The sequence below is a fragment of the Sinomonas humi genome, assembly GCF_000802235.1.
Classification (GTDB): Bacteria; Actinomycetota; Actinomycetes; order Actinomycetales; family Micrococcaceae; genus Sinomonas; species Sinomonas humi.
In genome coordinates, this window is record NZ_JTDL01000141.1 from 161,835 (window position 1) to 177,721 (window position 15,887).

Below are 15,887 nucleotides of genomic sequence, written 5' to 3' on the forward strand. Positions count from 1 at the left end.
GCCGAACTACTCCGGGAGCGGGACTCGCCAGGTAATCTTCGTGCCCTCGCCGGGCGTGCTCTCGAAAACGCTCGTCCCTCCGAGGGAAGCGGCCCGCTGTTCCATGTTCGCAAGGCCGCTCAGACGCTTGGGGTCCGAGAATCCCCGCCCGTCGTCCTCGATGACCACCTCGAGCAGTCCGTCCTCGCGCGCAACCGAGACGCTCACTCCACGAGCCCCCGAATGCCGCACCGCATTGCTCACAGCTTCGGAGACGACGGCGAGGAGCTGGCGGGCTATCGACGCGGGGACCTCGTCGATGCGGCCGGCTACGCTGATCCGCGGCCGGATCGGCGAGTTCAGGAGGCCCTCCCGGACGGTGTTCAAGAGGGTCCGGGAGAAGGATTCGTCCTCGTCTTCCTCTGCTCGCAGGGAGTAGATGGTGTTCCGCAACTCCCGGATCGTCTCGTCCAGTTCCTCGGTGACCTTGGTGATGCGGGCCTCCGCGGTGGGGTCGGTCGTGAAGCGCCGCAGATTCTGGACGCTGAGCCCGGCGGCGAAGAGCCTCTGGATCACTAGGTCGTGAAGATCCTGAGCGATCCGGTCGCGATCGACTGAGAGCAGCGCGTGCTCGCGCTGGCGGTTGGCGCGGTTGAGATCCAGGGCGAGCCCGACGTGGGAGCCGAACACCGCCGAGGAATCGAGGTCCGACGGCGGGTAGGGGCCGGTGCCCTCGCCCCGGGCCAAGATGAGGAGCCGGTTCCCGATGCCGCTGTGGCCCAGTGGAACGGCGAGGATCTCGCCGAGCTTCTCCGCGCATACTGGCCCGAAGATCTCCTCGGCGTCACTGATGATGACCGGCTTGCCCAGTTCGTCCACCTTCTGGAGGGCCGGTGAGAAGGGAATGTCCTCCCCAGCGACCAAGGCCAGGGCGCCGACGGCGGTGCGCACCTCAAGGCGCTCGTCACCGGGGCGGGCGATGACTGCGAGCACGGAGTCACTGGCGTGGAGGGCGCGTTCGGCGACGAGGTCAAGGTCGGCTGATGCATCGAGGTCGGCCGTCATGTCGGCGCCGGAGACAGCCCCGCCCGGGGCGATCAGAGTCGTGCTCGCCACCATGCTCGCCTCGAGCCAGCGCTGGCGTCGTCGGCTGTCGTCATAGAGCCGCGCGTTCTGGATGGCGACGCCGGCCGCCGCCGCGAAGGCCGCTGCGAGCTCTTCGTCTTCGATCGAGAACTCTTCCCCGTTTTCCTTCTCGGTCAGGTAGAGATTGCCGAAGACGCTGTCCCGCACCTTGATGGGGACCTCGAGAAGCGTGTGCAGCGGCGGGTCGTCTGCGGGGAACGCGGCCGAGACCGAAAGGTCGCGGAGGTCGTGGAGCCGCACCGGCCGCGGGTCGCGGAGGAGCTCGCCGAGGGCGCCCTGGCCAGAGGTCAGCTCGCGGAGAAGTTGCGCAGTTTCCTCGTCGGTTCCAGCCGTGACGAAGTGGCTGAGCGTGTGGCCTTCGGCGATGACTCCCAAGGCCCCGTACCGGGCGCCTACGAGGACACGGGCGGATTCCACGACGCGCTCGAGAACGGGCTGGAGTGCCAGATCCTCAGCGATCGATACGACCGCGGAGAGCAGGCCATTCATGTGCTCCTGCAAGCGCATGAGCTCCTCGGCGCGAGAAACGAACTCGCGGAGCAGGCCCTGAAGTCGACGAGGAAGACGGTCCGGCATGGCAGCAACCTCCGATTAAGTTGTCAGCTCTCGCCAAGCGGTGCTGCGCCGGAACGGATCGGCACAGTTCCCGGTTCGCGAAGGCAGACGCTGGTGAGGCGTCTGGGACGTCCAGCAACTTCCCCGGCGGCTGCTTCACTGGGTGGCTCGAAAGCCGCTGCCTTCAATCCTTATGTACGAACGGAACAAGACCAGTCTGGCCGAATGGCGCATCGTCGGGAAGGGGCACGCTTCAGATTTCAACCGATTGGACAAACGCGGCCAGCAGCTTGCGCTGGGCGTGGCCGAGAGTGCAAAGTGAAAGCTTGGTCTTCCGTTGAACAGAAGGGCGTTCAGTGGCCAATTCGAGTTCGGGAGACTCCGTCGTCGACCGGGTGGTCAGGGTCCTCGAGGCGTTTCCGGAGGGCGTCAGCTCGCTCCCGCTTACCGAGCTGGCCGAGCGCTCGGGACTTCCGCTCACGAGCGCGCACCGGCTCGTGCGTCAACTCGCGGACTATCGGCTGCTCGAACAGGCGCCGGGCGGAAAGGTCCAGGTCGGCCTGCGCCTGTGGGAACTCGTGAATCGCAACTCGCCGATCCTCCTTCTGCGGCAGGCCGCCCTCCCCTTCATGGACGACATCCACCAGGTCCTCAACCAGAACGTCAACCTCGGAGTCCTGCAGGGCGACGACGTCCTGTTCGTCGAGCGGCTCTCTCGCCGCGGCTCGGTGGCGAACCGGGCGAAGGTGGCCGGCCGGATGCCTGTCCACATCTCCTCGGCGGGGGTGGCCCTCATGTCCGGCCAGCCGCGCGCTGCCCAGAACGCCTACCTTGCCCGCTTCAAGGATCCTGCAGGCAAAGTCGACGCCGATCATGTCCGCCGGCTTCTCGCGACCTCAGCGGAGCGCGGCTACGCGGAGCTCGCGGGGGTTGTCGACCCGGAGACGTGGGGCATCGCGGTGCCGATAGAAGACCGTCAGCGGCGGACTGTGGCGGCGATCGGCGTCGTCGTCCCGCTCGCGGAAGTCCGCATCCACCAGATCGTGCCGGCCCTCCGCACGGCGGCTCGCGGCATCGGCCGCCAGCTGGGTGCCCTGGCCCCCACTCCCTAGCCCCGCCGGACCTGTTTCGGGTACGCCAACTCCCCTCCCTCGTCGTTTCGGGTACGCCAACTCCCCTCCCAGCGGCTCTCGGGTACGGATACCGCCCACTGGGGTTCCGTTGAACGGAAAGCCGGTAACGCCGTCGTCGTGATTCGGCGCACACTCGAAGTAGACGTCAGCCGCCGCCCAAAGACGGGCGGGCCGGCCCGCAGAAGAAGCAGAAAGCGAGCGACGACGATGACCGAGCGCAAGACCCACAAGACCCAAGTGGCGATCATGGGGGCGGGGCCCGCGGGCCTCATGCTCTCGCACCTGCTGTACCGCGCAGGCATCGACAGCACAGTGGTGGAGATCCGGAGCCGCGAGGCGATCTCGCACACCGTCCGCGCAGGCATCCTCGAGGCGGGGTCGGTGGACCTTCTGGTCGGCTCGGGTGTCGACAACGTGCTCCGCAAAGGCCACGAGCACGAGGGCACAGAGTTCCGCGTCAATGGCGAGGGGCACCGGATCGACTTCAAGGGGCTCACCGGGCAGTCCGTCTGGCTCTACCCCCAGAACGATGTGTTCGACGATCTCGCCGCCCAGCGCGAGGCCGACGGCGGCGATGTCCGGTACTCGTGCTCGGAGACGCAGGTGAGCGACCTCCTCGGACGCCCGAAGGTGCAGTTCAAGGACGCCGAGGGCCAGGAATGGGAGATCGAGGCCGAGATGCTCGTGGGCGCGGACGGCTCGCGCTCGCACTGCCGCGTCCAGATTCCCGAGGCCGAGCGCACGTGGTACTTCAACGAATACCCCTTCGCATGGTTCGGCATCCTCACGGAGGCGCCCCGCAGCGCGCCCGAGCTCATCTACGCGAACTCGGCGCACGGCTTCGCGCTCATCAGCCAGCGCACGGACACGATGCAGCGCATGTACTTCCAGTGCGATCCCAAGACCAACCCCGCGGACTGGACCGAGGAGCAGATCTGGGAGCAGCTGCGCCTGCGCGTCAACGGCAACGGCTTCGAACTCAAGGAGGGGCCGGTCATCGACAAGGTCGTGCTGCCGTTCCGATCCTTCGTGCACACCCCCATGCGGTATGGCAACCTGTTCCTCGCCGGCGATGCCGCGCACACCGTACCGCCGACCGGGGCCAAGGGCCTCAACCTCGCGCTCCACGACGTCCGGCTGCTGTTCGAAAGCCTCGACTCGTACTTCAAGACCGGCTCGAGCGCGCTCATCGACACGTATTCGGAGCGCGCCCTCGATCGCGTGTGGAAGGCACAGTACTTCTCGTACTGGATGACCACGCTCCTCCACACCGTCCCGACCGAGGAGAACCACGCATTCTTCCGCTCGCGCCAGCTTGGTGAGCTCCGCTCGCTGCTTGAGTCCGAGCACGGCCGCGCCTACATCGCCGAGTGCTACACGGGGTGGCAGGGCAAGTAGCCGCCGCGCGTCGTCGCCCGACGCCGGATCCCGACCTTGATTGAGCCGCGAAGCCGGCGTGTCGTGTCGCGACACGCCGCTTGCTCATACGGCGCGTTGTCAATCATGGTCGGATTCCGCCCACCCGGCCTCTCCAGGCACCGAGATGGAGGAGGCCGCCCTGACACAGCGAGTTCCGCAGGCCCCGCACCCAGTCCGGTGCGGGGCCCTTTTCGTCTCACACTTGTTCTTCGACAGTCAGCGATATATCGTTAAGTACTGGATCACATCGGATCCGGGTTGCGTTAACGATCAGGAGGACACCATGCGCGGACACCCAGAACACCACCATCACGAGGGGCGCGGCTTCGGCCCCGGCGGGCCAGGCGGCTTCGGCCCGGGGTTCGGCGGCCCCGGCTTCGGGGGCCCGGGATTCGGGCGCGGCCACGGCTTCCCGCCCGGTTTCGGGCCCAGAGGAGGCCGGCGAGCGAGCCGCGGCGACGTGCGGGCGATGATTCTCTCGCTACTCGCCGAACAGCCCCTCACCGGCTACGGCATCATCCAGGCCGCGAGCGAGCGCACCAACGGCATGTGGCGCCCCAGCCCCGGCTCGGTCTACCCAACGCTGCAGCAGCTTGTCGACGAGGACCTTGTCGAGCAGGCGGGTGAAGGGAAGCGGACGGAGTACACGCTGACCGATTCGGGCAGGGAGTACGTCGCCGGTCACGCCGAAGAGCTCCGCAAGGCGTGGGAAGCCGCCCCGGGCCGGAGCGAAGAGACCGATGCCCTCATGGAAAGCGCCATGAAATTCATGGGCGTGCTCCACCAGTTCAAAGTCGCCTCGACCGATGAGCAGCGCGCCAAGGCAGCGGCTGCCATCGACGAGGCGCGCAAGGCGCTCTACCTCATACTTGCCGAATAGAGCGGCCGATTAGCCTAGGAGGCCTATGTCCCACAACGTTTCCGGGCGACCACCCGCCGTCGTCCGCGGTGGCCGCATCTCGAGCGGCGACGCCGCGCTGCAGCGGAAGCTCAATGCGGAGGCGCCGCGCATCCCGCACCTTTTCCGCCGCATTTCGGAGCTGTTCGCCCCGCACAAGTATTCGCTCATTCTCACCGTTGTCCTGGTGCTGGCAGGGGCGGCGCTCTCCGTAGTGCCGCCGCTGCTCACCCAGAGGACGTTCGACGACGGCCTGTTCCCTCCCGGGGGCCATCCGAACCTTCCGCGGCTGGCTGAGCTCGTGGGCCTCATGATCGCGGTCTACGTCGTCTCGGCGCTGCTCGGCGTGTGGCAGACGTACGTCACGTCGACGGTTGGCAACGCGGTGATGGGCTCGCTGCGCGTGAGACTGTTCAGCCACCTCCAGTCGATGGAGCTCAGCTTCTTCACGCGCACGAAGACGGGCGTCATCCAGTCGCGCCTGCAGAACGACGTCGGCGGCGTCGCCAATGTCCTGGCCAATACGGTCTCAGGTGTGGTCGGCAACGTTGTGACCGTTATCGCGGCGTTCGTCGCGATGCTCGCGCTCAATCCGCAGCTCACCCTCATTGCCGTCCTGCTCATGCCACTGCTGGTCGTGGCCCAGCGGCGGGTGGGGCAGGTTCGGGCCAGGATTGCGACGAGGACTCAGGAGTCCCTTTCCGACATGACGGCGATCACCCAGGAATCGCTGAGCGTTTCCGGGATCCTCCTGTCGAAGAGCTTCAACCGGCAGCGGGACGAGATCGGGAAGTACTCCGCCGAGAATCGGAACCTCGTTGGCCTTCAGATCAAGCAGGCGATGAGCGGGCAGTACTTCTTCGCTCTGGTGAGCATCTTCCTGTCGTCCATTCCGGCGATCGTGTATCTCGTGGCCGGGTGGCTCCTCTCGGGGGGATCAGTCAACATCACGGCTGGCACGATCGTCGCATTCACGACCGTCCAGGCGCGGCTACTGTTCCCGCTCATCGCGATCATGCGCGTGGCACTCGACCTCCAGACCTCCGGTGCGCTGTTCGCCCGGATCTTCGAATACCTCGACCTGCGCCCCGCGATCGTCGATGCGCCGGACGCCGCTCCGCTCCCGGTCGACACCTCGCGCCTCGGCGAGGTCGAGTTCGAGCGGGTGTCCTTCCGCTACCCGGACGCGCGCGGAGAGGAGCGCGCAACCCTCGACGACGTGTCCTTCACCATCGAGCCGGGGCAGTTCGCGGCGTTCGTTGGGCCGAGCGGAGCCGGGAAGACCACGGTCTCCTACCTCATCCCGCGCTTCTATGAGGCGAGTGCCGGATCAGTACGGTTCGCGGGCCGGGATGTCCGCGAGATCGACCACGAGTCGCTCGTGAGCCACATCGGAATTGTGAGCCAGGAGACCTACCTCTTCCACGCCACGATCGCGGAGAACCTGCGCTACGCGAAGGCCGATGCCACCCAGGAGGAGCTCGAAGCGGCGGCGCGGGCTGCGAACATCCACGAGACGATCGTGTCCTTCCCCGATGGCTATGACACCGTCGTCGGCGAGCGCGGCTACCGGCTCTCGGGCGGCGAGAAGCAGCGCATCGCCATCGCCCGCGTGCTGCTCAAGGACCCCGAGGTGCTCGTCCTCGACGAGGCGACGAGCGCCCTCGACACGATCTCCGAGCGCGCAGTCCAACAGGCCCTCGACACCGCCGCGCACGGGCGCACGACGATCGCGATCGCCCACCGCCTCTCGACCATCGTCGGCGCTGACGTCATCTACGTGGTGGACCACGGTCGGATCATCGAGCACGGTTCCCACGCGGAGCTGCTCATCGCGGGCGGTGCCTATGCCAGGCTCTACGCGGAGCAGGCGGCGGAGCCGTCCGCAACGGGCCAGCTCTAGGAGTGGGTTTCGGGTACAGATACTTCGCTCCAAGGCGGTTTCGGGTACGGATACTTCGTTCCAAGGCGGTTTCGGGTACGGATACTTCGCTCCAAGACGGTTTCGGGTACGGATAATCGCCGCACGCATCGTCTCTGAAGCGCGCACGACGGCGGGTTCCCCGGCAAGCGCGGGCCGCGCCCCGGCGTCGTGCGTCAGTAAGAGCGGGAGCGAGCGAAAAGGCGGACGTATCCGTACCCGAAACGGTGAAAAGACGCGGTATCTGTACCCGAAACGGTGAAAGGGGGCGGGGAGGGCAGAGAGGGCGGGATCATCGGAGAGAGCGGAATCATAGTCGCCCGATTGGGAATCACGAAAACCGACGTGGGATGATAGACGGGATGACTTCCCCCACTCGAACCTCGAACACCCCTATGCCCTCCGATGCCGGCGACCGCCGCCAGGTCCGCCCCGCCGCGGAGGGGTGGGAGCAGCAGCGCACGCCGGAGGGCCGGCCGCTGCTGCAGTTCGCGTCCCCGCGGGTGAAGCAGCCGCCGCAGCACCTTGCGGATCTGACGCTCGCGGAACGGCAGGCGAAGCTCAAGGAGCTCGGGCTCCCGGCGTTCCGCGCGAAGCAGCTGAGCACGCACTACTTCCAGCACTGGACCACCGATCCAGAGCGCATGAGCGATCTGCCCAAGGCCGGCCGCGAGGAACTCGTCGAGGCGATGTTCCCGCCGCTGCTCACCGAGGTCCGCCGCCTCCGCACCGACGACGGCAACACGATCAAGTTCCTCTGGCGCCTCTTCGACGGCGCGCTCGTCGAGTCCGTGCTCATGCGCTACCCGGGCCGCATCACGCTCTGCGTCTCCTCCCAGGCCGGCTGCGGCATGAACTGCCCCTTCTGCGCCACGGGTCAGGCCGGGCTGACGCGCAACATGTCCACGGCCGAGATCGTGGACCAGGTTGTTGCGGCGAACCGCGTGATCGCGGCTGGGGAGCTCGGCGTGACCGAGCACCCAGACGAGCGCGTCACCAACATCGTCTTCATGGGCATGGGCGAGCCGCTCGCCAACTACAAGCGGGTCATGGCCGCCGTCCACCGTTTCGTCGATCCCGCCCCGGAGGGCCTTGGCATGTCGGCGCGCAACATCACGGTCTCGACCGTCGGCCTCGTCCCCGCGATCCGGAAGCTCGCGGACGAGGAGCTTCCGGTCACCTTTGCGCTCTCGCTCCACGCGCCCGACGACGAGCTCCGCGACGAGCTCATCCCGGTCAACAACCGCTGGAAGGTCGACGAGGCGATCGACGCTGCGTACGACTACTTCCGCAAGACGGGCCGACGCGTGAGCATCGAGTACGCGCTCATCAAGGACATGAACGACCACGCGTGGCGCGCGGCCCTCCTAGCGAAGAAGCTCAACCAGCGCGGGCGCGGCTGGGTCCACGTGAACCCGATCCCGCTCAACCCGACTCCGGGATCCATCTGGACCTCCTCTGAACCCGAGGTGCAGGACGAGTTCGTCGAGACCCTCCGCGCCGCCGGGATTCCGACTACCCTGCGCGACACGCGCGGCAAGGAGATCGACGGCGCGTGCGGCCAGCTTGCCGCTGCAGAATAGGCGCCGAATGAGGGGTGCGAAGGTTCGGGCCACCTCGGGAAGCACGGGTGCCGAAAGGCAGGCGGGAGCGGACGACGGCGGAGCTCGCCACCGCGGCCCACTCGCCGTCGTCGGCCGCTTCCTGCATGAGGTGCTGTTCAGCATCGGGCCCGGGAAGAACGACCACCACGCGGCGCTGCGGGCGGCGGCGGGCCTGTTCATCCCGCTGCTGACTCTCACGCTCACGAACCGGCTCGATCTTGCGATCTTTGCGAACTTCGCTGCGTTCACCGGGATCTATGGCCGAAACGAGCCCCACCGCGTCCGCCTCGTGGCCCAAACGCGTGCCGGGCTGCTCATGATCTGCGTCATCCTTGCCGCGACGCTGTCCGCCCGGTTCAGCCCGGGCGGTGCGCTGGGGCCCTGGGCGATTGTCGCGGGGACGACGCTCGTAGCGTGGGGGTGCAGCGTCGTCGTCGCATACTGGCGGCTTCGACCCGCGGGCTCGCTGTTCCACATCTTCGCGTTCGCCGCGATTGCTTCGCTCCCGCACCAACCACCGCTTGGCGATGCGACGCTCACAGTCGTCGCGACGTTCCTTCTGTGCCTCGCGATCGGCCTCGCCTCCCGAGTGCACCCCGGCCACCGCGCACCGCTTACCTGGCAGGGGCTCCGCGCGGCTTGGCGAGTGCGTCTCGGAGTGACGGAACGGCGAGTGCTCTGGCTCGAGTCGATCGGCTACCTCGTAGCGTCCGCCGCGGCGGGTTCGGCCGCGACCGCGGTCGGTGAGGCGCTCGGCTTCGGGCACAACTACTGGGCGATCGTCGCCGCCGTCGTGCCGCTCGTCGGCCACTCGACCCGCCACCGCGTGAGCCGAGGCCTCCAGCGTGTGCTCGGGACCGTCGTCGGCCTCGCGCTGCTCGCCGGAATCGCGGCGCTCCGGCCGGAACCTTGGGTCATGGTCGTGCTCATCGGCCTGTGCCAGTTCGTGGTCGAGATGCTCATCGCGAGGCAGTACTTCCTCGCGCAGGTGTTCGTGGCACCGCTCGCTCTGCTCTCAACCCTGCTCGTCGCGCACACGAACCCGGTGACCCTGCTCCACGACCGGTTCATCGATACCGCGATCGGCTCCGTGGTGGGTGTGCTCGTGGTGCTCGCCCCGCTTGTCTACGGCAGGCTGCGCTCCGCGGCCCTCCATTCCTGAAGGTCGTTTCGGGTACGCCAACATCCGCGTAGCTGTACCCGAGACGACGTGGGAGGGGAGTTCGCGTACCCGAGACGAGAGTGGTGGGGCGCGCGTCCAATGACTAACGCGGCTCGGCGAGCGTGAGTGCGAACCTTCCAGCGCCATCGGTCCACTGGCCGACGACGCCGAAGCCCGCCTCCGCGAGTTCCGCAGCGAATCCTTCGGGGCGGAACTTGGCTGAGATCTCCGTGCGCAGGTCCTCGCCCGCGGCGAAGTCCACCTCGAGGTCCACGGCGGGCAGAGTCACGTGCAGGGGATGCGTCGCCCGAAGGCGCATCTCGATCCACTCCTCGCGTTCGTTCCAGACCGCAACGTGCTCGAACGCGTCCACGTCGAAGTCAGCGCCGAGTTCCGCGTTGAGCACGCGCAGGACGTTCCGGTTGAATTCCGCGGTGACGCCCTCGGCGTCGTCGTACGCCGGGATCAGCACCGAGGGCGGCTTCACGAGGTCGGCACCGATCAGCAGCGTTCCCTCTCCCGGCCCGAGGTAGCCGCGGATCGATCGGAGGAACTCGTGCCGGGCGTCGGGTTCGAAGTTGCCGATCGTGCCGCCGAGGAACGCGACCATCCGACGGCCCTCGTGAGGCAGGAGGTGCATCTGATGTTCGAAGTCGGCGGCGACAGCCTGAAGCTCGAGCGCCGGGTACAGTTCCGCGAGTGACTCGCGCGCGGCGATGAGAGCGCTGTCGCTCACGTCGACCGCGACATAGCGGCGCAGCGGGCCAGCCGCGGCGAGTGCGTCCAGGAGGAGCGGGGTCTTGCGGGACGAGCCGGAGCCGAGCTCCATGAGGGTGTCGGCCGGGGCGGCCGCCGCGATATCGGCGGCGTGGAGCTCGAGCGCCTCGCGTTCCGCCCGCGTCGGGTAGTACTCCTCGAGCAGTGTGATCCGCTCGAACAGTTCGCTCCCGCGCTGGTCATAGAACCACTTCGGCGGGAGGGTCTTGGGGGTCGAGCCGAGTCCTGCCAGGACGTCGCGGCGCAGGCTCTTCGCGAGGAAGTCCGGCGGGAGGTGGTGGGTTATGTCGGCGGGGGTGAACGCGGTGCTCACGGTGCGGCGGTCTCCTTCCCGGCTGAGTCGGCGCGAACCGCCGCGATCGCTTCCTCGAGCGCGCCCAACACAAGGGTCACAGCCGCGGGCGTGGCGTTCGGCCCCATGAGACCGATCCGCCAGACCGACTCCGCGTATCGCCCCACGCCGGCTCCGATCTCGATGCTGTACCGCTCGAGAAGGTGGGAGCGTACGCGTGCCGAGTTGACGCCGTCGGGCACTCGGACGGTGGTGAGGCTTGGGAGCCGGTGGCCCTCCGCGGCGAAGAGTTCGAGTCCGAGCGCCTCGAGCCCCTCGCGGAGCGCCGCGCCGGCGGCCTCGTGCCGCGCCCACACGTTCTCCAGTCCCTCGGCCAGGATTCGGTCGAGGCCTGCCTCGAGCCCCGCGACCATCGTCACCGGCGCCGTGTGGTGGTACGTGCGCGTATGCCCCTCGGCGGCCCCGACATATCCGCCGAGCAGGCCGATGTCGAAATACCACGAGCGAGGTTCCTTCACACGCCGCTCGAAGGCACGCTCGGAGACCGTGAAGGGCGAGAGCCCCGGCGGCACCCCCAGGCACTTCTGCGTCCCGGCGTAACCGATGTCGATGCCCCAGTCGTCGGCGCGGAGCTCGAGACCGCCGATCGAGGTCACAGCGTCCACCAGCAGGAGGGCATCACCCTTTCCCGCTCCGAGCGCGGCGATATCCGAACGGACTCCGGTGGAGGTCTCAGCATGGACGGCCGCGATGAGCTTCGGGTGCGGGTGCGCGCTCAGCACGCGGTCGACGTCGACCGGCTGGCCCCACACGTGGTCCACCCGGACGACGTCGGCGCCGCACCGCCGCGCGATCTCGCACATGCGCTCGCCGAACAGGCCGTTGACCGCTATGACTGCAACGTCGCCGTCGGACACCATGTTCACGAGGGCGGCCTCCATGCCGCCCGAACCCGTTGCGCTCACGGGCCAAGTTCTGGCATTGCGTGTGCCCCACACCTTGCGAAGACCCTCCGCAACCCGGTCCAACCGGTCGATGAAAGCCGGGTCGAGATGCCCGATCACCGGGTGGGACAGGGCCCCCATGACTTCCGGGTAGGCATTCCCTGGGCCGGGGCCGAACAGATAGCGGAATGGCAGGATTTCGGGCACGCTTCACTGTCTCACACAGGGCCGCACTGGGCGACGGCGCGGACAGACGACGACGGCGCTCCCCTTCGCGCGGAAGGGGAGCGCCGCCGTCGTTCGTTCCGGAGAGGTGTGCGGGCAGCTAGGCGGTGACGGACTCGCCGTCGAGCTCGACCGCGTCCTCCTCCCGCATGCTCACGTTGATCTTCTGCCGGAAGCCACGCGTCATGACCAGGAGGCACACGATGCCGATGCTGAGCCAGATGGCACCGTACGTGAGGGCGTCGGACTGGAGGTTTGCCCAGAGGACGCCCGTGAGTCCCATGCCGATCAGCGGCAGCACGATGTTCCTGAAGACGTCCCGCCCCGTGCGGTACTGCTTTCGGCGGAAGACGAACAGGATGATCACCGTGAGGTTCACGAACGTGAACGCGATGAGCGCGCCGAAGTTGATCATCGAGGAGATGAACTCGAGCGTGAACGGGATCGCGAGGAGGGAGACGGCGCCGACGAAGAGGACGGCGTAGGTCGGGGTCCGGTACTTCGGGTGGACGAAGGAGAAGAAGCGCGAGATCGGGCCCCTGCCGTTGCGGCCCATGACGTAGATCATGCGGGAGACCGAGGCGTGCGAGGAGAGGCTCGAGGCGACCGTCGCGGCGAACGCGGCGGAGGTGAAGAGGATCTTGAAGAACTCGCCGCCGACTTTGAGGGCCATCTCGGGGAGGGTGTCGTCCGTGTTCTGGAAGCCGTCCAGGGTCGGGAAGACCGACTGGCCGAACCACGCCGCGACGAAGAAGATCGCGCCACCGATGAGGAGGGCGAGGACGATCGCCTTCGGCACCGTGTTCGTGTCCTTCGCCTCCTCCGTGTACATGGTGATCGCGTCGAAGCCGATGAAGGAGAAGCAGACGACCGTAGCGCCGCTGATGACCGCCGACATGTCCACGCCGCTGTGGAAGAGGGGGGTCGAGGAGAAGAGGGAAGCGTCGCCGGCGCCGTGGGTGAGGGCGTTCCAGGCAAGAACCACGAAGACGCCGATGAGCACCACTTCGAAGACAACGAGGATGCCGTTGACCTTCGACGTCGAGTTCATGCTCCAGAGGTTCATCACCGTGATCAGCACGACGTAGGCCACGACCCAGATCCAGGCAGGGACGTCCGGGAAGAACGACTGCATGTAGATCCGGATGAGCAGCGCGTTGACGAGCGGGAGGAGGAGGTAGTCCAGGAGCGAGGCCCAGCCGACGAGGAAGCCGAGATTCGGATGGATCGTCTCGGAGGTGTAGGTGTAGGCGGAGCCGGCTGAGGGATAGATGCGGGTCATGCGGCCGTAGCTGACGGCCGTGAAGACCATGGCGACGAGGGCAACGAGGTAGGCAAGGGGGACTACGCCATTCGTTTCACCCGAGACGATGCCGAACGTGTCGAAGACGGTGGTCGGGGTCATGTAGCCGAGACCGAGGCCGACGATCGCCCACAGGCCGAGCGACCGTTTGAGCGCTGTTGAATTCTGAGACATCAGAGGCCATTTTCTTTCGTGCGATCCGTGGCGGCAATGCCAGCGGATGGGCGGGGGCCCGAGGACGGCCGGGGGACCGGCCTCGGGCCCTGGGGAATATCACTCCTTGGGTGCGAGTGCATCTGTCGAAGGGCGTTGCGGGGAAGGCGCCGGCCTGGGTGTGGGCCGACGTCGGCTGCACCTAGGCGGTCAGCGGATGCCGACGCGAGGCTGCTGCTGGGTGATGCAATGGATGCCGCCCCCGCGGGCAAAGATGACGCGGGCGTCGACGGCAGAGACTTGGCGCCCGCGGTAGGCGTCCGCGAGGAGGCGCAGTGCCTTCTCGTCCTGAGGGTCGCCGAACGAGCAGGCGATGACGCCCCCGTTGACGGCGACGTGGTTGATGTAGCTCCAGTCCACCCAGTCCTCGCCGTCGTGCAGTTGCTCGGGCGCCGGAACCTCGGTGATCTGCCAGGGCTTGCCGTCCGCGGTCCGCGAAGCGTGGAGGACCTCGAGCAGTTCTTGGCTCACCTCGTGGTCGGGGTGCTCCGGGTTGGTCTGCACGTGTACGAGCAACGCCCCCGGCGCCGGCATCGCGGCGACGAGATCCACATGGCCGCGCGTGCCGAACTCCTTCGCGTCCCGCGTGAGTCCGCGCGGGAGCCAGACGGCGTGGCGCGCGCCGATCGTACGCTGGAACTCGGCCTCGACATCGGCCTTCGTCAGCCCGGGGTTGCGGAAGGGGTCGAGCTGCACCGATTCGGTGAGGAGCACGGTGCCCTGTCCGTCGGTCTGGAACCCGCCGCCCTCGTTGACGAGGCTGCTTGTGACGATTTCGGCGCGGGCAGCCTGGGCGACCGACCGGCCGATCGCCGAATCGTGCTCCCACGAGGCCCAACTCTGCTGGCCCCAGCCGTTGAAGACCCAGTCGACCGCCCCCAGCCGGCCGTCGTCGTCCGTCACGAAGCTCGGGCCGATGTCGCGCATCCAGGCGTCGTCGAGCGGTGCCTCGACGACGCCGATCCGTGCGTCGAGGTACGCCGCGGCGATGGCCCGATCCTCGCGGCGGACCACCACGGTGACGGGTTCGAAGCGGAGGGCGGCGTGGGCGACGGCGGCCCAGGCCGCGCGCGCTTCGTGGGCTTCGGCGTCGGTCTCTCCGAGGGTGTAGCCACCGGAGGGCCAAGCCATCCAGAGCTGCTCCTGCGGCTCGGTCTCCGCGGGCATTCGCCAGCTCATGGCCGCGCGCCCTCGAGTTCAGGGGCGACGCCGAACGGGGCGTCGCGGTCGACGGGGGCGGTGAGCGCGGCGTACGTCTCGGGCCGGCGCGTGGTGAGGAAGGGGAAGAGGGTGAGCCAGTCCCGGCGCTGGTCGAGGTCGAGGTCGGCGATGAGGACGGCGGAGCCCTCGCGCGGGGCGCGGGCGAGGATGCGCCCGTAGGGGTCAGAGATGAAGGATGAGCCGTAGAACGTCACGAGACCCTCGTTGCCCCAACGGTTCGGGACGACCATGAAGAGCCCGTTTGCGATCCCGTTGCCGACGATGACCTGCCGCCAGAGCGGCTCGGTGTCGAAGTCGGGGTGCCCGGGCTCGGATCCGATGGCGGTGGGGTAGGCGAGGATCTCGGCGCCGTTGAGCGAGTAGACCCGCGCGAGCTCCGGGAACCACTCGTCCCAGCACGTGGGGAGGCCGAGGCGTGCACCACCGAGTTCTGCCGGAGCGTGGATGGGGTAGCCCTCGTTGGCTGCCTGAGGTTGGCCAGGCTGCGGGCCCTGATGGAAGAACTTGTCCTCGTAGTAGCCCTCCGTCACCGGGATGTGCAGCTTGTCCGTCGCGGCTAGGAGCGTGCCGTCCGGGCCGACGAGGATGGCGGTGTTGAAGCCGCGCTCGTCGCCCGCCTCGCCCTTGCGGTAGAGGCTCGCGTGCACCGCGATGTCGTGCTTCTGGGCTGCGCGGCGGGCGAAGGCCAGAGTCCGGCCGGCCTCGAGGTCTTCGGCGATACTGCTGGGCGTGTACTCCGGGAGCGTGTCGGCGGGGTAGCGCGAGAGGGTGAGTTCGGGGAGGAAGACCACCTTCGCGCCGCGAACCGCGGCTCGGCGGATGCCTTCCTCAAGCTCGGCTTCCGTTTCGGCAGGGTCCTCGTGCCACCGGTGCTGGACGAGCGCAACGCGGAGTGGCTCTCGGCGTGGGCTGGGGCGTTGTTGGCTGCGACCTTCGGTCGCGTCGCTCGTGCGGGCCCACGACACCGGGGGCTGCAGGGCAAGGATCTCGTGCATGGGGTCCTTCTTCGGGGAGGGTCTAGGGCGTCCGTAAATGAATGACGTTCGTTTAATTAGAACAGTGACGCAGCCCACGGTCAAGAGCATGAAGGCTGGG

At 67.7% G+C, this 15,887-nt stretch carries 12 protein-coding genes; 6 read left to right on the top strand and 6 right to left on the bottom strand.

The window, feature by feature from the left end; translation table 11 throughout:
- Positions 1-6: 6 nt before the first annotated feature.
- Positions 7-1,701: a GAF domain-containing sensor histidine kinase gene (locus LK10_RS16435; RefSeq protein WP_043125898.1), complete on the bottom strand. Its 1,695-nt coding sequence runs from the start codon at positions 1,699-1,701 to the stop codon at positions 7-9.
- Positions 1,702-2,036: 335 nt separating this feature from the next.
- Between LK10_RS16435 and LK10_RS16440 the strand changes: the two genes are divergently transcribed.
- The 6 genes from LK10_RS16440 (at position 2,037) to LK10_RS16465 (ending at position 9,817) form a co-directional block, all read left to right on the top strand.
- The gene (locus LK10_RS16440; RefSeq protein WP_043125900.1) at positions 2,037-2,792 is read left to right on the top strand and encodes an IclR family transcriptional regulator; all 756 of its coding nucleotides are present in this window, start codon (positions 2,037-2,039) and stop codon (positions 2,790-2,792) included.
- A gap of 228 nt (positions 2,793-3,020) precedes the next feature.
- Positions 3,021-4,211 (top strand): 4-hydroxybenzoate 3-monooxygenase, encoded by a 1,191-nt coding sequence (locus tag LK10_RS16445; RefSeq protein WP_043125902.1) that lies wholly within the window; start codon positions 3,021-3,023, stop codon positions 4,209-4,211.
- A gap of 304 nt (positions 4,212-4,515) precedes the next feature.
- The gene (locus LK10_RS16450; RefSeq protein ID WP_043125905.1) at positions 4,516-5,112 is read left to right on the top strand and encodes a PadR family transcriptional regulator; all 597 of its coding nucleotides are present in this window, start codon (positions 4,516-4,518) and stop codon (positions 5,110-5,112) included.
- A gap of 25 nt (positions 5,113-5,137) precedes the next feature.
- Entirely contained in the window at positions 5,138-7,033 is a 1,896-nt protein-coding gene (locus tag LK10_RS16455; RefSeq protein ID WP_043125907.1) for an ABC transporter ATP-binding protein, read from the top strand.
- Between the two features lie 380 nt (positions 7,034-7,413).
- Positions 7,414-8,634, top strand: a complete 1,221-nt coding sequence (gene rlmN, locus LK10_RS16460) for a 23S rRNA (adenine(2503)-C(2))-methyltransferase RlmN (RefSeq protein ID WP_231567811.1) — start codon at positions 7,414-7,416, stop codon at positions 8,632-8,634.
- A gap of 7 nt (positions 8,635-8,641) precedes the next feature.
- A complete protein-coding gene (locus tag LK10_RS16465) occupies positions 8,642-9,817 on the top strand; it encodes an FUSC family protein (protein WP_081998618.1) in 1,176 nt (391 codons plus the stop codon).
- A 103-nt stretch (positions 9,818-9,920) separates the two neighbouring features.
- Here LK10_RS16465 and egtD read toward each other — a convergent pair whose 3' ends face one another.
- From egtD to LK10_RS16490, 5 genes are all read right to left on the bottom strand, one after another.
- The gene (egtD, locus tag LK10_RS16470; RefSeq protein ID WP_052207481.1) at positions 9,921-10,907 is read right to left on the bottom strand and encodes an L-histidine N(alpha)-methyltransferase; all 987 of its coding nucleotides are present in this window, start codon (positions 10,905-10,907) and stop codon (positions 9,921-9,923) included.
- Positions 10,904-12,037 carry a pyridoxal-phosphate-dependent aminotransferase family protein gene (locus LK10_RS16475; protein WP_052207482.1) on the bottom strand — a complete coding sequence of 378 codons (1,134 nt, stop codon included), beginning with the start codon at positions 12,035-12,037 and terminating at the stop codon, positions 10,904-10,906. The genes egtD and LK10_RS16475 overlap by 4 nt, the downstream gene beginning before the upstream one ends.
- 118 nt (positions 12,038-12,155) lie before the next feature.
- Positions 12,156-13,532 (bottom strand): APC family permease, encoded by a 1,377-nt coding sequence (locus LK10_RS16480; protein ID WP_043125913.1) that lies wholly within the window; start codon positions 13,530-13,532, stop codon positions 12,156-12,158.
- Positions 13,533-13,721: 189 nt separating this feature from the next.
- Positions 13,722-14,750, bottom strand: a complete 1,029-nt coding sequence (locus LK10_RS16485) for an agmatine deiminase family protein (RefSeq protein WP_043125916.1) — start codon at positions 14,748-14,750, stop codon at positions 13,722-13,724.
- Entirely contained in the window at positions 14,747-15,787 is a 1,041-nt protein-coding gene (locus tag LK10_RS16490; RefSeq protein ID WP_043125918.1) for a nitrilase-related carbon-nitrogen hydrolase, read from the bottom strand. The genes LK10_RS16485 and LK10_RS16490 overlap by 4 nt, the downstream gene beginning before the upstream one ends.
- Positions 15,788-15,887: the final 100 nt, after the last annotated feature.